The organism is Prolixibacter sp. DSM 2831, from assembly GCF_056493735.1.
This window is the reverse complement of the sequence record NZ_CM151379.1, coordinates 3,064,507-3,083,791: the sequence shown is the minus strand read 5'-3', so window position 1 is coordinate 3,083,791 and position 19,285 is coordinate 3,064,507. Positions and strand designations below refer to the sequence as shown.

The 19,285-nt window shown below is 42.8% G+C and carries 16 protein-coding genes and 1 riboswitch; of the genes, 13 read left to right on the top strand and 3 right to left on the bottom strand.

The genetic code is table 11. The annotated features are described in order from the left end of the window. Positions 1 to 34: 34 nt before the first annotated feature. From AC060N_RS12565 to AC060N_RS12505, 13 genes are all read left to right on the top strand, one after another. Positions 35 to 1,450: an L-fucose/L-arabinose isomerase family protein gene (locus AC060N_RS12565; RefSeq protein ID WP_479524102.1), complete on the top strand. Its 1,416-nt coding sequence runs from the start codon at positions 35 to 37 to the stop codon at positions 1,448 to 1,450. Positions 1,451 to 1,637: 187 nt separating this feature from the next. Continuing rightward, on the top strand, positions 1,638 to 2,549 hold the full coding sequence (locus tag AC060N_RS12560; protein ID WP_479524101.1) for a transketolase: 912 nt from the start codon (positions 1,638 to 1,640) through the stop codon (positions 2,547 to 2,549). A 23-nt stretch (positions 2,550 to 2,572) separates the two neighbouring features. Then, entirely contained in the window at positions 2,573 to 3,499 is a 927-nt protein-coding gene (locus tag AC060N_RS12555; RefSeq protein WP_479524100.1) for a transketolase family protein, read from the top strand. A 198-nt stretch (positions 3,500 to 3,697) separates the two neighbouring features. Next, positions 3,698 to 4,723, top strand: a complete 1,026-nt coding sequence (locus AC060N_RS12550; protein WP_479524099.1) for a GRP family sugar transporter — start codon at positions 3,698 to 3,700, stop codon at positions 4,721 to 4,723. A gap of 122 nt (positions 4,724 to 4,845) precedes the next feature. Beyond that, positions 4,846 to 6,300 carry a nucleoside hydrolase-like domain-containing protein gene (locus tag AC060N_RS12545; protein ID WP_479524098.1) on the top strand — a complete coding sequence of 485 codons (1,455 nt, stop codon included), beginning with the start codon at positions 4,846 to 4,848 and terminating at the stop codon, positions 6,298 to 6,300. Between the two features lie 144 nt (positions 6,301 to 6,444). Continuing rightward, on the top strand, positions 6,445 to 7,884 hold the full coding sequence (locus AC060N_RS12540; protein WP_479524097.1) for a DUF1593 domain-containing protein: 1,440 nt from the start codon (positions 6,445 to 6,447) through the stop codon (positions 7,882 to 7,884). Positions 7,885 to 8,203: 319 nt separating this feature from the next. After that, entirely contained in the window at positions 8,204 to 9,547 is a 1,344-nt protein-coding gene (locus AC060N_RS12535; RefSeq protein WP_479524096.1) for a pectate lyase, read from the top strand. A gap of 72 nt (positions 9,548 to 9,619) precedes the next feature. Beyond that, positions 9,620 to 11,110: a pectate lyase gene (locus tag AC060N_RS12530; protein ID WP_479524095.1), complete on the top strand. Its 1,491-nt coding sequence runs from the start codon at positions 9,620 to 9,622 to the stop codon at positions 11,108 to 11,110. Then, positions 11,067 to 13,289: an alpha-L-rhamnosidase-related protein gene (locus tag AC060N_RS12525; RefSeq protein ID WP_479524094.1), complete on the top strand. Its 2,223-nt coding sequence runs from the start codon at positions 11,067 to 11,069 to the stop codon at positions 13,287 to 13,289. The genes AC060N_RS12530 and AC060N_RS12525 overlap by 44 nt, the downstream gene beginning before the upstream one ends. A gap of 63 nt (positions 13,290 to 13,352) precedes the next feature. Further along, positions 13,353 to 15,059: a glycoside hydrolase family 28 protein gene (locus AC060N_RS12520; RefSeq protein ID WP_479524093.1), complete on the top strand. Its 1,707-nt coding sequence runs from the start codon at positions 13,353 to 13,355 to the stop codon at positions 15,057 to 15,059. 161 nt (positions 15,060 to 15,220) lie between these two features. Further along, a riboswitch (FMN riboswitch) is annotated at positions 15,221 to 15,342 on the top strand. An 88-nt stretch (positions 15,343 to 15,430) separates the two neighbouring features. Further along, the gene (gene ribB / locus AC060N_RS12515) at positions 15,431 to 16,075 is read left to right on the top strand and encodes a 3,4-dihydroxy-2-butanone-4-phosphate synthase (RefSeq protein ID WP_479524092.1); all 645 of its coding nucleotides are present in this window, start codon (positions 15,431 to 15,433) and stop codon (positions 16,073 to 16,075) included. A 146-nt stretch (positions 16,076 to 16,221) separates the two neighbouring features. Next, on the top strand, positions 16,222 to 16,362 hold the full coding sequence (locus AC060N_RS12510) for a hypothetical protein (protein WP_479526995.1): 141 nt from the start codon (positions 16,222 to 16,224) through the stop codon (positions 16,360 to 16,362). A gap of 80 nt (positions 16,363 to 16,442) precedes the next feature. Further along, positions 16,443 to 17,090: a GDSL-type esterase/lipase family protein gene (locus AC060N_RS12505; RefSeq protein ID WP_479524091.1), complete on the top strand. Its 648-nt coding sequence runs from the start codon at positions 16,443 to 16,445 to the stop codon at positions 17,088 to 17,090. A gap of 365 nt (positions 17,091 to 17,455) precedes the next feature. On the opposite strand, the gene AC060N_RS12500 is transcribed toward AC060N_RS12505, so the two are convergent. The 3 genes from AC060N_RS12500 to AC060N_RS12490 all read right to left on the bottom strand — a co-directional run bounded on the left by AC060N_RS12500 (position 17,456) and on the right by AC060N_RS12490 (position 19,268). After that, positions 17,456 to 18,136 (bottom strand): P-loop NTPase family protein, encoded by a 681-nt coding sequence (locus tag AC060N_RS12500; RefSeq protein ID WP_479524090.1) that lies wholly within the window; start codon positions 18,134 to 18,136, stop codon positions 17,456 to 17,458. Beyond that, entirely contained in the window at positions 18,120 to 18,872 is a 753-nt protein-coding gene (locus AC060N_RS12495) for a hypothetical protein (RefSeq protein ID WP_479524089.1), read from the bottom strand. Before AC060N_RS12495 ends, AC060N_RS12500 begins: the two co-directional genes overlap by 17 nt. A 72-nt stretch (positions 18,873 to 18,944) precedes the next feature. After that, the gene (locus AC060N_RS12490; RefSeq protein WP_051538935.1) at positions 18,945 to 19,268 is read right to left on the bottom strand and encodes a helix-turn-helix domain-containing protein; all 324 of its coding nucleotides are present in this window, start codon (positions 19,266 to 19,268) and stop codon (positions 18,945 to 18,947) included. Positions 19,269 to 19,285: the final 17 nt, after the last annotated feature.

Genomic DNA, 19,285 nt, shown 5'->3' with positions numbered 1-19,285 from the left:
AATAAATTAGGTAAATCAATAAAAAGACAATACTATGAAACCGGGAAAGCAAACATTCGGCGTAATCATCGCCACACGAAACATTTTCAATTATAAACTAGCTGTTGAAGCCCGCAAGAAGGTATTAGCCAAACTTGATAGTATGGGATTCGGTTATGTAATCCTACCTGAGGATGAAACACCGACCGGTAATATTGAGGGATATGCTGATGCTGTTAAGTGCGGTGCTCTTTTTAAGAAAAACAGTGATCTGATTGAAGGTATCATCGTGGTGTTACCTAACTTTGGAGATGAATTGGGGGTAGTCAACTCAATCAAACTATCTGGTTTGAACGTACCTGTCTTGGTACAGGCCGTAGATGATGATAATGATAAAGTTGACGTAAAAAGCCGCCGTGACGCTTTCTGCGGAAAGCTTTCGGTGTGTAACAACTTCTATCAGTATGGCATCAAATTCACCGACACCACCTACCACACTTATAGTTTGGACAGTGCCGAATTTACCAAAGATTTGGTGAAGTTTGCCAGTATCTGTCGCGTGGTGAAAGGATTGAGCAATCTACGCGTTGGTGCTATTGGTACTCGTCCGATTGGTTTCCAGACTATGCGCTATAGTGAGAAATTGCTGCAGAAATACGGTATTACCGTTGTTCCGGTTGATATGTCGGAAATTATTGCCGCTGCAGAGAAGATTGATAAAGACGATCCTGCTGTTCTTGAAAAAGCTGAATCGATACAAATGTATGGAGCTTGTGGAATAGCTTCGAAGGGTAAGGTAGCTCATCAGGCACGATTCGGATTGGCTGTTGAAAACTGGATTAATGAAAACAACATTGATATATCGGCCCTGCAATGTTGGGAATCCATTGAGAAGAATTTCGGTTGTGCTGCCTGTGTTACTATGAGTATGATGGGAGAGAAGCTTATGCCATCAGCTTGCGAAGTGGACGTGGCGGGCACCATTTCTATGTATGCTTTGGCACTGGCAGCTCAAACACCTTCAGCTATTCTTGACTGGAACAACAATTTTGCAGAGGATCGTGACAAAGTAGTAGCTACCCACTGTAGCAATTATCCGAAATCGTTCTTCCAGAGTGAGATTGAAATTGGAAGTCTTGATGTTCTGGGAACAGTTCTGGGGAGTGAAGATACTTTCGGCGCAGTGAAGGGGAAAGTTGCTGCTGGTGACATGACTTATTTCCGAATTTCCACCGATGATAACAAGGGAATCATCAAAACTTACCTTGGAGAAGGTAAAATGACTGACGATCCTTATGGAATGGACGGTGGTATCGCTGTTTGCGAAATCCCGAACCTGCAAAATCTGATGAAGTTTATGTGCAAAAATGGTTTTGAACACCATGTCGCTATGGTTCGCGGCCATGTGAGCGAAGTATTGGAAGAAGCTATTGGCAATTATTTAGGGTGGGATCTTTATAAACACGAGTAAAGAATTCAGATTATCATATAGTCAACCTTGTCCTTACCTGAGTCACTAGTGCTTTTAACCTGGATTGGCTCTTAATGGTATAAGTGATCAGTGATTTTTCATCAGGTATAATATCAGGGGAGAAGACATTGGAAGTATTCTATATGTCCCTGTATGGGGCAATATAAAGTTGTAAAACAATTTGAAAATGTATCGAGGAGAAACGATCCTGAGCGGAGGAATAAGAAAAGAAAATTCATTAGCTATGAGTCAATACACAGATTTGGAACTCCAGTTAAAATCGGTTAAATACCGAAAGGCTTTGCTTAAGTATATTAAGCTGGCAAACGCAGGGCATACTGGGGGAGATTTGTCTTGTACTGATATTCTTAATGTTCTTTACAATGATGTCTTGGGGGTTACTCCGGAAAATTTTGCAATAAGGCATCGTAATCGTTATGTGCAGAGCAAAGGACATTCGGTAGAAGCTTTATATGTGGTACTTGCTGATAAGGGATTTTTCCCGGAAAGCGATTTGGAGACTATGTGTCAATACCAGTCCAAATATGTTGGCCATCCAACACGCAAAGTGAAAGGTATTGAATTTAATACCGGTGCTTTGGGACATGGTTTATCGATTGCTGCAGGAATTGCATTGGCTGCAAAAATGGACAAAACAGAAAACTACGTTTTCACCTTACTGGGAGATGGTGAGCTGGCGGAAGGTTCTAACTATGAGGCTGCGATGATGGCCGCCCACTACAAACTGGATAACCTGGTGGCTATCCTTGATCATAATACCCTGCAAATCACTGGTAGAAATCGTGAAGTTTGTAGTCCTTACCCAATTGATGAAAAGTTCAAAGCTTTTGGTTGGGAGGTTGTTTCTGTTGACGGAAATAGTATTCCTGAGCTCAGAAAAGTATTTCATGAGTTGCCAGCAGAAAAATCGAAACCTACTCTGATCATTGCCAATACAGTAAAAGGGAAAGGTGTCAGCTATATGGAAGATGAAAAAAAATGGCATCACGGCGTTCCGTCTGATGAACAGTACAAGCAAGCGATGGATGAATTAGATGCACTAGAAAAAAAGCTTGTAAAACATTCAATTGTAAACTAAACATGACGATCAAAACACTGACAATGGGAAAGGCAAATCTGGAAGTGTTTGCTGCAACGCTAATGGAACTAGCGGATAAAGATTCCAATATTTTGGCAGCAACGAGCGATTCGCGTGGATCTGGCAAATTGGGTCCTTTTGGAGAGAAATTTCCAGAGCAAATTGTTGAAGTAGGTATTGCTGAACAAAATCTGGTAGGTGTTTCTGCAGGATTAGCTTCTGCCGGGAAAAACGTGTTTGCTGTATCGCCCGCTTGTTTTTTGAGTGCCAGGGCATTGGAGCAGGTTAAGAATGATGTGGCCTACTCCAATCAACCCGTAACACTGGTTGGAATTAGTGCCGGCGTGAGTTACGGAGCGTTGGGCACGACTCATCATTCGACACATGATGTTGCGGTATTTCGAGCTATACATAACATACAAGTCGTGGTTCCGGCTGATAATTATGAAGCTCGTGAGGCAGTTATTGCCGCTTCGAAATCGAAGGTACCTGTTTTTCTGAAGTTCGGGAAAAAACCGATGCCTAACCTTCCGCGGTTGGAAAACACATTTGAGATAGGCAAGGCATCAACGATTTGTGAAGGTGGGGATGTTGCTTTTATTGCCTGTGGGGAAACTGTCGCCCTGGCTTATGAAGCGGCTCTGCTTTTGGAAAAAGAGGGAATACAAGCTGAAGTGATAAGTATGCATACCGTAAGTCCGCTTGACTCGGAAAAAGTTGTCGAAACTGCAAAAAAGTGTCGTGCAATTATTACAGTAGAGGAGCATAGTGTAAACGGGGGCTTAGGTGAAGCGTGTGCATCTATCTTAATGCAAGAGAAACTTTATGTTCCTTTTAAAATCGTAGGAATTCCCGACGAAGATACAGTTACAGGTTCGCAAACTGAAATACTGAATCACTATGGTATATCTGGAGACGGTTTATATCGTACTGCAAAGAGCCTTTTATAGGTGAGTTTGTTTTTAATTAACTCTTAGTCAGCTGCTTGCTTTTTGTTGTGAAGAGCCGGGCAAGAGCATATTTTCCACAGAGCAATCCAGAAAATGATGTCAAAATAGGTATATCATCATAATTCGAGACTAAATCAATAGGGATTTTAACAAAATGAATAATTTGCTAGTAACCAAATCTATGGAAAGGAAAAATCGATGGTCTTAATTGGTAATTATTGGCTGGCCGTTTGCGCTTTTGTCTTCTGCATGACAATGTGGGGCTCATGGTCAAATACTCAGAAGTTAGCCGCTAAAACATGGCGTTTTGAATTGTTCTATTGGGACTTTGTATTGGGTCTTGTACTTACCGCACTTCTGTGGGGTTTTACATTTGGTACCCTTGGCGAACATGGCAGAACGTTTTGGGCAGACTTACAGCAAGCAGATACACAAAGTATTATGTATGCGATGTTGGGTGGCTTAGTATGGAATATCGGTAACTTGTTACTGGTTGCCGCTATTGCTGTTGCAGGTATGTCAGTTGCATTTCCGATCGGCGGTGGTATTGCCTGGTTGGGGGGCATCATCTTTAATTTTATACTGGAGGTATATGGTGGTGCTAAAATAGAAGCCATACCAACCTCTATGTTGTTTATTGGAGTGGGTATCATTTTTGTTGCCATTGTTTTAACGATGGTTGCCTACAAAAGATTGGCCTCACAGCAGAAAAAGCCTTCAGCAAAAGGCATTACTTTGTCCGTTTTAGCCGGATTATTTATTGCTTTCTTTTATGGGTTAGTCGTCAAGTCAATGGATCATCAATTTGTAACCGGAGGGACCGGGAATCTTGGCCCTTACAGCGGTGTGTTCTTCTTTACACTTGGTGCTTTCCTGACCACTTTTGTCTTCAATCCATTTTTTATGAGAAAGCCGGTTGAAGGTTCTCCTGTTAAAATGAGACAATACTTTGCAGGAAGCTTGAAAACTCATTCAATCGGAGTTTTAGGTGGTTTTCTTTGGGCATCCGGAATGGTAGTAAGTTTTATGGCAGTGGGCGCTGGTGATCCAGCAGTTTCATATGCTCTTAGCAATGCTGCTCCGGTTGTAGCTATCCTTTGGGGAGTGTTTGTTTGGAAAGAATTTAAAGGTGCACCAAGCGGGACCAATCGAATCTTACTAATTATGTTTATTTTATTTCTGATTGGGCTTGGTATTATTACCGCATCAAAAGTTATTGGTTAGTAAATTAGTTTTTTTAAATAACTGTCGGTATTTGTTAGTAGTACTGGCAGTTATGTTTTTTTAAGGTTAATTCCGGTAGCTGATACAACCAGACTTAGTAGTAGGAGAAAAAAATCTTCACGATGCACAAATCAAAACCTGTAAGCTTAAAGATAGTAAGAAAGCTTTTCGTGCTTTTCGCGATCATTACGATTGCCTGCACCTCTACCTCTGCCCATGAAAAACCGCGGGTTTTTGTACTGACTGATATTGAGAATGAGCCGGACGATGCCATGTCGATGGTTCGATTTTTAGTATATGCCAATCAATTTGACATCGAAGGATTGGCAGCGACCACTTCTATTCATCAAAAAAATCATGTCGCCCCCGGACGAATTCGGGAGATTGTAGATGCCTATAGTAAGGTAAGAGACAATCTTGAAAAAAATGAACCCGGGTTTCCTACCGGTGATTATTTACGTTCGAAAATTACAGAAGGACTTCCGGAATATGGTATGAAGGCTATTGGAGAAGGTAAGGATTCGCCTGCTTCCGAGCTATTAATCCAGGCGGTTGACAAAGCTGATCCAAGACCTCTTTGGGTCTGTGTGTGGGGAGGTCCAAATGTATTGGCGCAAGCCCTGTGGAAAGTCAGGAAAACACGTTCAACAAAAGAGTTGAAAGCGTTTGTGTCCAGGTTACGAGTTTATGCCATATCAGACCAGGATGATACCGGTCCATGGCTTAGAAAAGAGTTTCCGAATTTGTTTTACATCGTCAGTCCCGGATTTAATGCTGGCGGTGCTTATCATTATGCGACCTGGAGCGGTATTAGCGGCGATTTCTTTCACGGCCGCTTTGCTGGTGCAGATTTTTCGGAAGTAACAAATGAATGGTTGGATCGAAACATTCGAAAAAAGGGTCCCCTTGGCGCAGAGTATCCTCGTTGGAAGTTTCTAATGGAGGGAGATACACCATCTTTCCTGAATTTGATCAATAATGGATTAAGTGACCCGGAGCATCCCAACTGGGGAGGCTGGGGTGGCCGTTATGAGTTGTACACTCCGAGAATGCATCGGTGGTATCTATATCCGGAAACCCGTCCCATCTGGACTGATGCTATCGACGAAGTTTTTGGATATGATGGCAGATGGCATTCGGGTAATCATGAAACGATATGGAGATGGCGTGACGCTTTTCAGAATGATTTTGCCGCCAGAATGGACTGGACGATTCTTCCTTATGATAAAGCCAACCATCCCCCTGTACCGAAAATTGACGGTGAAAAACATCTGACTGCCAAGCCCGGAGAGCGCGTCAATCTCAGTGCTGTCGGTTCGAGTGATCCTGATGGGGACGCACTTTCCTATAATTGGTTCTGTTATAAGGAAGCTGGTACTTTTCCTGTTTCAAGCGCGCGAAGTGGGCAGCCGATCGAAATTAAAGATTTTGACCAGCCCAGGGCCTGGTTTATCGTGCCAACTAAACGTGTTATGCCTCCAGGCACCGGGACAATCCATATTATTCTGGCAGTGACAGACCATGGAACGCCTCGACTGACCCGTTACCAGCGCGTAATTGTTACCGTTACCAAGTGATTTATAATTCATTATTTCATCGCTTGCTAAGTGGAATATTAACAAGATTTTAAATCCAAGCAATCATGATGAGCGGAACAAGGGAACGAATGATGGTTGCATAATGTCAAGGATATGCATAAACAATAATAGGGGGAAACTGCTATGAAAAAAATTCTTATTTTATCACTTCTTTTTTCGGTTGCTATTGGTAAAGTAACCGCGCAGTATAAAAATACAAAGCCACGTGTCGTTGTTTTGACAGATGCCGAGATTGATGACCAGTGTTCGATGGTTCGATTCCTGCTTTATGCTGATGTTTTCAATGTCGAGGGTATCATCACTACAAGTTCGCAATACCATTCGCACGGACACAATTGGACTGGGGATGATTGGATGAACCCATATCTGGATGCTTACTCCCAGGTCTATTCAAATCTGAAGAAGAACGATCCGGATTATCCTACTCCGGCATATTTGAGGAAGCGGACGGTTTTGGGAAACGTATCAAAAGAGGGGGCCATGGATAAGAACACTCCGGGTTCCGAACTCATCGTCAAACTCCTTCTGAATGAAAAGGATAACCGGCCGATTTGGTTTCTGGCCTGGGGCGGAACGAATACACTTGCCCGGGCATTGAAAACTATCCAGGAAAAATACCCGGATAAAATGGCTTATGTGGCAAAAAAGTTACGGTTCTTTTTTATTTGGGAACAGGATGATACTTATCAATCGTATATTCTACCCAACTGGGGAAAATATAATATTCTGACCATCATCTGCGATCAGTTTTGGGCCATCGCTTACCAATGGGACAAAATATTACCGGCAGATAAACAAAAATACTTTAAAGCCGACTGGATGAAATCACATATCCTGGAAGGTCACGGGCCACTCTGTTCGCTCTACCAGGCACATAAGGCTGGAGATAAGGGAGGATTTAAGGCGGGTGATTTTAGATCGGAAGGCGATTCTCCATCATTCATTTATGCCATTATTAACGGATTAAGAGATGGCAACATGGATCATCCCGATTGGGGAAGTTGGGGTGGCCGCTACACCAAAGTCAGAGCGAATACCTGGCTTGATCCTGTTCCAGAAACCGGCTACACTTATCCAAAAGGAAGATGGTATACAGAAACAGCATGGGGGCGGCAATACATGAAACACGAATACCCCAAAAACCTGGATTTGATGAAGGAGTATTTCAAGCCAATTACCCGTTGGACAGATGCTCTTCAGAATGATTTTGCGGCTAGAGCAGATTGGTGTGTCAAATCCTACTCAGATTGTAACCATGCTCCGGTTGTTAAGCTGAAGAACGATTTGAACATAACGGCAAAACCGGGCACTAAAGTTCAACTTAGCGCAAAGGGAAGCTACGATCCGGATGGTAATGAACTGGTTTATAAGTGGTGGCAGTATAAGGAGGCTGAGACGTATAAAGGAGATGTTGAAATCCAAAATGCCAATGAACCGGAAGCTTCGTTCATCGTACCGGAAAATGCTTCCAGAGGGGAAACGATTCATGTTGTTTGCTCGGTTAAAGATAATGGTTCACCTGTATTAACTCGTTACAAGCGAGTTATAGTAACTGTAGATTAAGAAGATCCCGTTGTGTGAAATTCAGTGATGTGAAGATTTTTCAGCCTTTTTAACCTTGCCCTGACCGGGTTCAGAGTAAATAAGTTTGATTTTTCTTGAATTCAAACAGTTTCACACAACGAGTTAGATTACTGTTTCCTTAATAGTTCTCAATGGACTCAAGTCTTTATAAGCATATTTATTGTATTCCAGGAACGGGAATGGTAAATCACATTTGACGGTAACACACCATGGCATGGTACTCCATGATTAGCACTGTGTCAACGTGGTTATAGCAGTAATCCAATAATCTTAAATTCTGCTCCAATAAAGCTACAAAATGAGAAAAGTAATCACTTTATTTATACTAATTGTTCTTAGCGGAACGGTGCTTAATGCTCAACAATTAGCCTTCCCGGGGGCTGAAGGATTCGGTGCATACTCCAAAGGAGGACGCGGAGGGAAAGTCCTTTATGTTACCAATCTTAATGATAGTGGTCCTGGTAGTTTGCGTTGGGCAGTGGAGCAGAAGGGGGCCCGTACAGTCGTGTTTGGTGTATCGGGAACAATTGAGCTCAAGGACCGATTGAGAATAAAAAACCCGGATATAACAATTGCCGGACAAACTGCGCCGGGTGACGGAATTTGTCTGAAAGGCGGAACACTACAGATCTTAACGCATGATGTTATTATTCGCTACATCCGTGTGCGTTTGGGTGACGGAACATATGGCATAGGTAGTAAGCAGGGTAAAGATGCTATTGGTGTCTCCGCTGGTAAGGATATTATCATCGACCATTGTTCTGCCAGCTGGAGCCTGGATGAAGACTTATCAGTCGCAACCCACAAACCCAATTTAACAAATGTGACGGTGCAATGGTGCTTTATCACAGAAGGCTTGAATCCGGACAATCATGGTTTCGGATCCTTAATTCGGGGAACCGGAGGTGCAAAATACAGTTACCTTCATAACCTCTATGCAAATAATCGTGGCCGCAACCCACGCCCCGGAAACTATAATAGTCATCCATACTATAAAGATCCCAAAGGTTTGTTGCTCGATTTCAGGAACAATGTGATCTACAACTGGGGTGGAGGACATGCCGGGTATAATGCGGATTCTATCAGTGTCACTCGTCTCAACTTCGTGGATAATTTTCTAATTCCGGGAGTAAACTCAGAGTTGAACGGGATAGCTTATTCTACCGGGTCGCCTTATAACAGAGCATATTTTGCAGGAAATTACTACAACGGTAAACTACCCGGGAATCAGTGGAGCCTGGTGAAGTTTCGTAAAAGCTGGACAGACAAGGAAATTAGGGCTTACAAGCAGGACAAACCGTTTGAATCCGGCCTTGTGAAAAAAGAAAATGCGGAAACAGCATACCGGCGAGTACTTGACACCGGTGGGGCCATTTTGCCAAAACGCGATTTGGTCGATCGTCGCATCGTGAATGATGTCAGGAACCGTACAGGTGAAATTATTAAAAGCCAGAAGGATGTTGGGGGCTGGCCAAAGCTGCTCTCTACACCTGCTCCGGTTGATACCGACCAGGATGGTATGCCCGATGCGTGGGAAAAGGCAAACAATCTTGATCCTAATAATGCAAATGACAGAAATAATGTTGCACCAGATGGATATACGATGCTGGAAAGATATTTGAATAGCATCACCGCAAAATAAGCATGTACTCATCAATTTAACATAGAAAAAATAAATTTAAGAGTTAAAAACCAGACCATCAAATCCATAGTTATGAAAACAAAATATGTAGTTCTGTTTGTAAGTGCATTAATGTTTTTAGTGTCCAGATGCACGAAAGACGAGGTAACGAATCCTGTAGACAATAATACGGGAAATAACCAGGACAGCACTGTTATTTACAAGGTAACCAACCTGGCTTTTCCGACAGCTGAAGGGTATGGTAAATTTACAACTGGAGGACGCGGTGGTAAAGTATATGAAGTGACAAATTTGAATGATGCCGGTTCAGGAAGTCTTCGAGCCGCAGTTGAAGCATCCGGAGCAAGAACGGTTGTGTTTAGGGTCTCAGGTACAATATACCTGAAAAGTAGTTTGACTATCCGCCATTCCAATATTACCATTGCAGGGCAAACTGCACCTGGTGATGGTATTTGTATCGCCAATTATCCATTAGAAATTGGTGCAGATCAGGTCATCATTCGTTATATCAGAACACGATTAGGCGATCTTGCAGGAGATGTCAATGATGCAATAGGTAGCAGGTTTACCAAGAATGTTATTATTGACCATGTTTCGGCAAGTTGGAGCGTAGATGAAACAATGTCTGTTTACCATTGTGACAGCATTACCGTTCAATGGTGTATAATTTCAGAAAGTTTATTTAATGCAAATCACCCTAACGATGCTGACCCAAGTCAGATTGCTCCTCACGGGTTTGGAGCTATATGGGGCTCTAACTATAGTACGTACCATCATAATCTTATAGCAGATAATTCCAGTCGTAATCCTCGTTTTGCCTCTGGTTCCGGATACACCGACTTCAGAAATAATGTAGTATACAATTGGGGGTACAATAGTAGCTACGGAGGTGAAAAACAACAAGTCGGAGATTCGGACCCGAACCACTCCTTTACGGAGATCAATATGGTGGCCAATTACTATAAGCCGGGCCCTGCTACGCGCCCGGGTAATATATCCTATCGAATTGTTAATCCAAGCTATCGTGACGTAAAAACGGATTATGGCAAATGGTATGTCGCAGATAATACTATGGTGGGAAATAATCAAGTGACGGCCAATAACTGGGATGGTGGCGTACAACCTTCAGGAGGCAGTGGAGATTACTCGATTATAAAGCTCACTAGTGCTTGGCCATCAATGCCTATTAACCAACAAACGGCAGAGGAAGCTTATAACTCCGTTCTTGAGCAGGCCGGTTGTTCACTCCCCAAACGGGATGCTGTTGATGAACGAATTATTCATGATGTTCAAACTGGTACCGCAACGTATGAAGGGGTGTACAAGCAATATAAAGAGGTGCCCGATACCACAAAAATTTGCGGCATAATTGATTCACAAAACGACGTTGGCGGTTTTCCGACACTTAATAGTACTACACCTCCAACCGATACCGACCACGATGGTATGCCCGATGCATGGGAACAAAAGAATGGCCTTGATCCAAATAATCCCGATGATCGAAATAAAATTGCAAAAGATGGATACACCATGTTGGAGGAATACATTAACAGCATTAAATAAAGCGAAAATCTTTATTGTTGTTTTGATAGGGCTTCTTTCCATTGTCCCTACAGAAGTGGTACATGCTCAACAGGCAACCTGGATTTGGTATCCCGGTGATTACTCAATTTGGTTAGGAAATAAGGTACAGAACCGTCGTACCGAGCGTGGGACCTTTTTCCCACCGTTCTGGAAAATGGACAGTCATTATGTGTTGGTAGAATTCTCGCATAAATACAAACTTGCGGCTCCTGATACCATCAGCATTAAGGTGGAGGGAAAATACAATGTGAAGCTTGACGGTAAGTTGCTCTATGGTTCTCCCGAGAAAATTGCCATACCGGCAGGGCTCCATTCGTTAAATATAAAAGTGTACAACCAGACAAGCGTACCGGCAATCTTTGTCCAGGGTAAAACCATTCAATCCGACGATTCGTGGAAAGTAACCTATGAGGACAAAGAGTGGATCGATTCCTCGGGTAAGGCTTCCGACACTTCTTCGGGAACGGTATATGTTAATGCCGCTTCCTGGAACTTTAACTCACCCGACAACCTTCCGTCGAAATTCAAACTGCCCACCCAACCGATGCCTGTTGTTTCTGTAATACATAAGAATAACGGCATTTTATACGATTTTGGAAAAGAGACTTTTGGCTATGTGAAATTTCACGGGTTAAAAGGGAAGGGAACATTAAACGTTTACTATGGCGAATCGGCTGACGAAGCGTTGTCGGTTGATCATTGTGAAACACTGGATCGTTTTCATGTGAAAAATGCGATAGCCAAGGATTTCACCGCACCCGACTCGAAAGCTTTTCGATATGTTTATGTTGAGAAAGGCAATTCGCTTTCGTATGATTCGGTTTCAATGCAGTATGAGTATCTGCCGCTTGAATACAAAGGTAGTTTCCGTTGCAATGATGATCAGATCAATAAAATATGGGATGTGGCGGCCTACACGCTGCATCTGACGACCCGGGAGTTTTTCCTCGATGGCATTAAGCGTGATCGGTGGATGTGGAGCGGCGATGCTTATCAGAGCTATCTGATGAATTATTACCTGTTTTTCAACTCCCCTGCGGTTCGTCGTACCACGTTTGCCCTAAGGGGGAAGGACCCTGTGACGAGTCATATTAATACCATCATGGACTATACCTTTTACTGGTTTATGGGTATCTATGATTATTATCAATACACAGGTGACAAAAAGCTGATTGTGCAGTTATATCCACGCATGAAAAGCCTGATGGACTTCTGTCTCTCGCGTCGTGACAGTGCAGGTATGATGCAGGGATTGGCCGGCGACTGGGTATTTATTGATTGGGCCGACTTTAAAATGAGCAAAGCCGGTGAGGTTAGTTTCGAACAGTTACTTTTCTGTCGGAGCCTCGAAACCATGGCGACGTGCGCAAAATTGATGGACGATTCCGGTAGCGAAAAGTTATACACAAAGCTGGCTGCTGATTTGAAAACAAAACTTTTTACCGTTTTCTGGTCCGATAAGCAGAATGCGTTCGTCCACAACCGGGTGAAAGGAGTAGTAAGTACCCAGGTCACACCGTATACTAATATTTTCGCGGTATTGTTTAACTACCTAAACCCCGAAAAAAGAGAGGCAGTGAAAGAAAACGTACTGCTTAATCCTGATGCATTGAAAATTACAACACCTTATATGCAGTTTTACAATTTGTCAGCGCTTTGTTCTCTGGGAGAACAAAAGTATGTGTTGAACCAAATCCGTGACTACTGGGGGGGAATGTTAAAACTTGGTGCAACTTCATTCTGGGAAAAATACAATCCGAAGGAAAAATATCCTCAGTTGTTGAGTATGTATGGGCGTCCTTTTGGGAAAAGCCTATGCCATGCATGGGGAGCAAGTCCAATATATTTATTGGGAAGATATTTTCTGGGGGTTAAACCGGTTAAGCCGGGATATCAATCCTATACTGCGGAGCCTAGTTTGGGCGGTTTACAGTGGATGGAAGGCGATGTTCCGACTCCTAATGGCAAAATTCATGTGTATTGTTCAACAAAAGAGATTAAGGTAAAATCAGATACAGGAACGGGTACCTTACGTTTCAGGAGTCTGTCGACACCTGTTTGTAAAACGGCTACGATAAAAAAGATTGCCGGTAATCAATACGAACTAGCCATCAACAAAGACCAGGAAGTGGTAGTGAAATATAAGAGTGTAAAATGATTTGGGATAACAATCTTCTGGGTAGGTATAACAACAAGTTTTAAATCATATAAAAAAGATTAGATGAGCACAATCAGTCATTTCATACAGAAACATTTTTATCTGTTTCTTTTGGTGTTAGTTGGATGTAGTCCAAAGAACAGTGCCAGTGCCATTCATAATAATGATTCGATATATCAAGGGCTGGAGTTTGATATGCCTAAAATAGTGGAACCAGTATTTACTGATTTTTCGGTATCGATTACAAAATATGGCGCTGTTGGTGATGGTCAAACCTTGAATACCAAGGCGATTGCAAAGGCTATCAATGTCGTATCGGAGCATGGTGGTGGCACGGTAAACATACCCCGTGGAATATGGTTGACGGGTCCGATTATTCTGAAAAGCAATGTCAATATCCATACAGCAGAGGGTGCGCTGGTACTCTTTAGTACCGATAAAGATTTGTATCCATTGATTGATATCAACATAAAAGGCGTTAAAAGTGTCCATCGTTTATCTCCGATTTACGGGAAAGATTTGGAAAACGTTGCCTTTACCGGTCATGGGATTTTTGATGGTTCGGGTGATGCCTGGCGACCTGTCAAAAAGGCAAAATTAACGGGCAGTCAATGGAAAGAACTAGTAGCTTCAGGCGGAGTGGTAGATGAGAAAGGTGACGTCTGGTATCCTTCGGAACAGTATCTGACGGCTGCTAAGCTGACCGACAATGATATTTCGGAGAATTTTAAAACGCTGAAGGATTACCAGAAAATCAAAGATCGGCTGCGGCCCGTTTTGGTATATCTGATCAACTGCAATAAGGTGCTACTCGATGGACCGGTCTTCCAAAATTCACCAGACTGGTGTTTGCATCCGCTAATGTGTCAAAATCTGACCATTCGAAATGTTGATGTTCGTAATCCCTGGTATGCGCAAAATGGAGATGGGATTGACATTGAATCCTGCAAAAACAGTGCGCTCACTAATTGTACTTTCGATGTGGGAGACGATGCCATCTGCGTGAAATCAGGTAAAGACAAAGCCGGGCGTGATAGAGGCATGCCAACCGAAAACCTGATTGTAAAGAATTGTACGGTTTATCATGGGCACGGTGGTTTTACTGTAGGAAGTGAGATGTCGGGTGGTGTAAAAAACTTGCATGTTTCAGATTGTACGTTCATTGGAACCAATATCGGTTTGCGTTTCAAAAGTACCCGGGGACGTGGTGGCGTGGTTCAGAAGGTTTATATTTCCAATATCGATATGATTCATGTTCCGGATGTTGCCATTTCCTTTAACCTTTACTATAACCCTTCAGCTGCCAAAAAATTGAAAAAGACGGGTGCCTCGTCGGATGAGGAAAGTATTCCTTCGGTGAATGAAGGAACGCCCCAATTTAAAGATATCAGCATTAAAAACATTACCTGTAAAGGAGCCCGTCAGGCCATTTATCTACAGGGACTGCCTGAGATGAACCTGCAGAATGTGAACCTTGAGAATTTAAATATGGAAGCCACTAAGGGCATGGTTTGCATGGATGCTGACAGTGTGACGATTCGGAATCTACATCTTCAAACGACAAAATTTCCTGCCATCACGCTTACTAATTCAAAGAATGTAGCAATGAATGATTTGTATCTGAGTGATTCAAAGGAGCTTCTGATTTCGATTCAAGGTGAAAAGTCGAAGCAAGTAAAAATCAACTTAATGTCCAAAGTAGAGAATCGAAAATTTTATGAATTGGGACAAACAGTTAACCGAAGTTCAATTGAGATTGAAAAACGATAAGAAGAGATATCACAAATGAATAATGAAATCTAAAATTGAAGAAGCCTATGGAGGACAAAAAAGGAAAAAGGAACTAAAAGCGTTCCCCTTTCATGAATTAAACTTCTTCACGGCAATGAGGGTAGTAATCGTTTAAAAAAAATAATACATAAATTTGAACCGATTTTCTTCGGGGCAGGGCGAAATTCCCTACCGGCGGTTAAAGTCCGCGACTCCTTGAAAAAGGACTGATTTGGTGAAATTCCAAAACCGACAGTTAAAGTCTGGATGAGAGAAGAAAAATATCGGGTAAAATGCAATTGTGATTGAACAGTTGTATGTTGATATGTTCTTTGCTCCGAAAGCTTAGTATTAATAATTAAATAGGAGTAATGGTTACATTGGATTCATTTGGAAAAAACAGCAAAGAAAGAGTAGAAAATGCTGTCAGAAAGTTGCAACAAGGGTATGGAATATTACTTGTAGATGATGAGAACAGAGAAAACGAGGGAGACATAATTTTCTCTGCGGAAAAAATGACGGAGAAAGATATGGCTTTAATGATTCGTGAGTGCAGTGGAATCGTTTGCCTGTGCTTAACTGCTGAGAAATGCAAAAGCCTTGGATTAAAGCCGATGGTTGAGAACAATACAAGTAAGAATCAAACAGCATTTACTATTTCAATTGAAGCAAAAGAGGGAATAACAACAGGTGTTTCAGCCAAGGACCGATTAACAACCATCAAAACAGCGATTGCCGAAAATGCAACTTCGGAAGATTTATCGAATCCAGGTCATGTGTTTCCTTTACTCGCGAGGGATAATGGCGTTTTCGAAAGAGGAGGACATACGGAAGGTAGTATTGATCTGATGAAATTATCGGGGTTGGGAGAATTCGCTGTTTTGTGTGAATTGACAAATGCAGATGGAACAATGGCGAAACTGCCTGAGATTACAGACTTTGCTGTGAATAACAACATGACTGTTGTAACGATCGAAGATATTGCTCAATATCGGAAAGTGACAGAAAAGAATTGATATAGTTTTGTTTAGATGGGTGAATATGATTTGTGGATAGACCGACCAATATTTTGTTAACTTAAACATCCCGCGATCAACAGGACGGAGATCGTTCCGGTTTTTAGTGGTTTAGCTACCCCGAAGCCGGGACTTATAAATAGTTAATCAGGATTGAGGGAGCAGAAAACACTCATGGAGTCTGCATTATTGCTCCAAAGGTTGACAACAAAGAAACGGCTCACATCATATTGAAACTAACAGATAAGGGAAAGCCACAGGTGTCGCGGTATATGCGCATAATCTAAACATTATACCAAAATAAGAAAGATACGTCTGGAGAATTAATTGATTCGCAAATATTTACTGTAAAGAAAGAAATGAAGTTATGGATAAAATCTTCTCAAAACGAGTGTCATTAATCCTGGTTTTTGTTTTTGTATCCTTTCCTCTTTTTGCCCAGGTTAAGGTTGCCTGTGTGGGGAATAGTATTACGGAAGGTTGGCATGGGCATCCTTCCTATGTGCCAATACTTCAAAAGCTGCTCGGTTCAGACTACATTGTACAGAATGACGGCAAAAGTGGGGCAACAATGCTGAAGAAAGGTAACTATAGTTATTGGAACACCGGGGTCATTGCGCAGGTGTTGGCTTTCCATCCTGATATTGTTACCATTATGCTTGGAACGAATGACACTAAGCCTCAAAACTGGGATAAACATGGTTCCGAATTTAAATCGGACTATGAATCATTGATTGATACGCTGAAATCTTCTTCATTAAAACCGGAAATATTTCTTGTGCTGCCGTCGCCCGTTTGGGATAATCCTTACCGAATAAGAAATGAGATTGTTAAGTCAGAGATACACGTCATTAAGGAAATTGCCAAGGAAAAAGGCTTGCTCGTTATTGATGCAAATACCCCATTGCTTTCGTTGCGTAAATACTTTGATGATGGTGTCCATCCTGACAGTGCGGGTGCAGACAGCATCGCCAGTGTGATTTCCCGGAGTATTCTTTCGCGAATGCGTAATTAGGCATTCCGATTCCGGATAAGAAAAACATTTTCTCGTCGTTTTTATATTCCTTTTAAGAGAGGCTTAAAGTCCCCTTCTTTTTTTTTGGTAGAAATAAAAACTTACTTTGGACTTATCCATTTGATATTTGTGGAATTGTTTCCCAGAGTTTTAGTAGGCTCTTTTTTATCAATCACGATTTCAACAGAATGTTAGGATTGATGACGGGCAGGATGAATTTTTCGAAAACCGTATTTTGCATCCGCGACATGTCTCGTGGGGGGTGGAATAGGTTCTGGAAGCAATTGGCTTAGCCCATAAAGAGGCAAACAGACTACCCCTGCCACCACATAGTCGGGGTAGCGATGGCAGGGAGTTGTAGCAGGCTAATGCCGCTTGTCTTGCGTATTGGCATCAAACGAGATGAGGTTGAACATGGACCTCATGCGGCTTCTGACCCGGGAGCCATAGAATTCTTCAATTTCACCGGCCGTTAAGTTAGTTGTCAGGTGTGTGAGCATGCCGTCAGATACAAACTGGTCGTACCGGCTGAGCAGTATTTCGCCCATGACATTCACTTCGTTGCCAAAATATTTCAGGTTTTGTTCGGTTCCCAGGTCGTCAAAGCATATGGCCCGGGGCTTTTTCCCGCCGGTGGAACGATCGTAAGCCAGAATGCTGTGTTTCCGGATGACCTCGTACCCGTTCCTGTGAAATTCGAAACTGACTTCCCGGCAGGATTTCATGTTGTGCCGGATGTCCGGAGGAATGAAAAAGCGGAGCAATGTCATGAGGCTGGTTTTTCCGCACCCAATTGGTCCGGTGAGCATGATTCCCTTGTTGAGGTTGAGATTTAATCGCTGCGCGTTCTCCTGGTCACGTATGGCCCAGATGAGGAGCTTGAAAATGATGGGCCGGTCTTCACCATAGATTTTGAAAGTGTCGCCGAATAATTCCCGGCCTTTTTGTTCCATGAATTCCAGGCAGCTTGAAAAGCTGTAGTTGACGGTTCCTTTCCCGAAAGAGATGACTCCCGGCGCGGTGAAAAGTTCAGAGTGGTTCGGCATAGTTTTTCCCATTATCAGGTTTGTACTCGGTTGATTTGTCCCGGGGGCTCAATGGTTGTCGCGGACCGTACTTCCGGGCATTGAGCATCCAGTTCCGGGCCGCCGCTTTCCAGTCTTTCATCCGGGTGCGGCCACCCACTTTCCAGCCTACCGATTCGTAGTAGTTGAAAAATCGTTCAGCTTCCACTTCAGGGAACTCCTTCTCCAGGAAGTAGATTTTGACATGTTCCTCCGGAGGCGGGATTTTACTTTTTGCCGATGTACCGGCGGGATTTTCCGGCTGGGGTTTCTTCTCTTGCATGGCAGCGCTTTCGGGCATTTTCCCGTACCTGGTTTCCTGTTCCATTTTTTTTGATTGAGATTGGATTGGTTCATTGTATTCTATAGTTTCTTGTTTAATCTGTTTACTAATGTTTATTAAAGGGATCACTACTTGTTCACTAGTTGTATCAAAAATGAACATGTTCACCCGGCTCCCTTTAAGGGGGTTGTGGGACGGTTGATAATCGATGTATTTCCATTGATGCAGCTGTTTCAGACACCGTGAATAGGTATTGACCGAACCAATTTTGGACATTCGCAGCATCTCTGCCCGGTTGATGGAGATGGGATTCTGAAACCGGTTGAGGTTCCACCGTTGGAAAAGGGCGAGGTAAAGGCTGATGTGGTGCGGGGTAAGGCGATCGTCTTGTTCCACACACCAGAAGAATGCCGCCAGGTGCCGGATGTAGTTCATTGTACTTCACGATTAACCTATTTTCGAAAGGTTTGCATGGTAAATCAGATGGGCTTAACGGACAAACCCGGTTTATACAAAGTGTCCTTTTGTTTTCCGGGACTCGAGCATTTGCTGAATGTCGCTTTGTTCGTAGTAGATGACTCCTCCGATTTTGGTGTACGGCAGGGTGCCGTTTATCCGGAGATTTTGGAGTGTACCCGGTGAGATGTTAAGCAATTTGCGGACTTCGTAGGATTTCAGCCATTTTTTGACCGGCTGATGATTCTGTTCTTTTAAGAGCTTCCGGAAGTCAGAAAGAAGTTCTTCTTTTAAGTTTTGAAGGTCGTGTGTGGTGACCAGCTGTTCGCGATAGATGCCCCGGTTTTCCGGGTGCTGATTTCTTTCGTTTGGCATAACAGTTGATTTAAAAT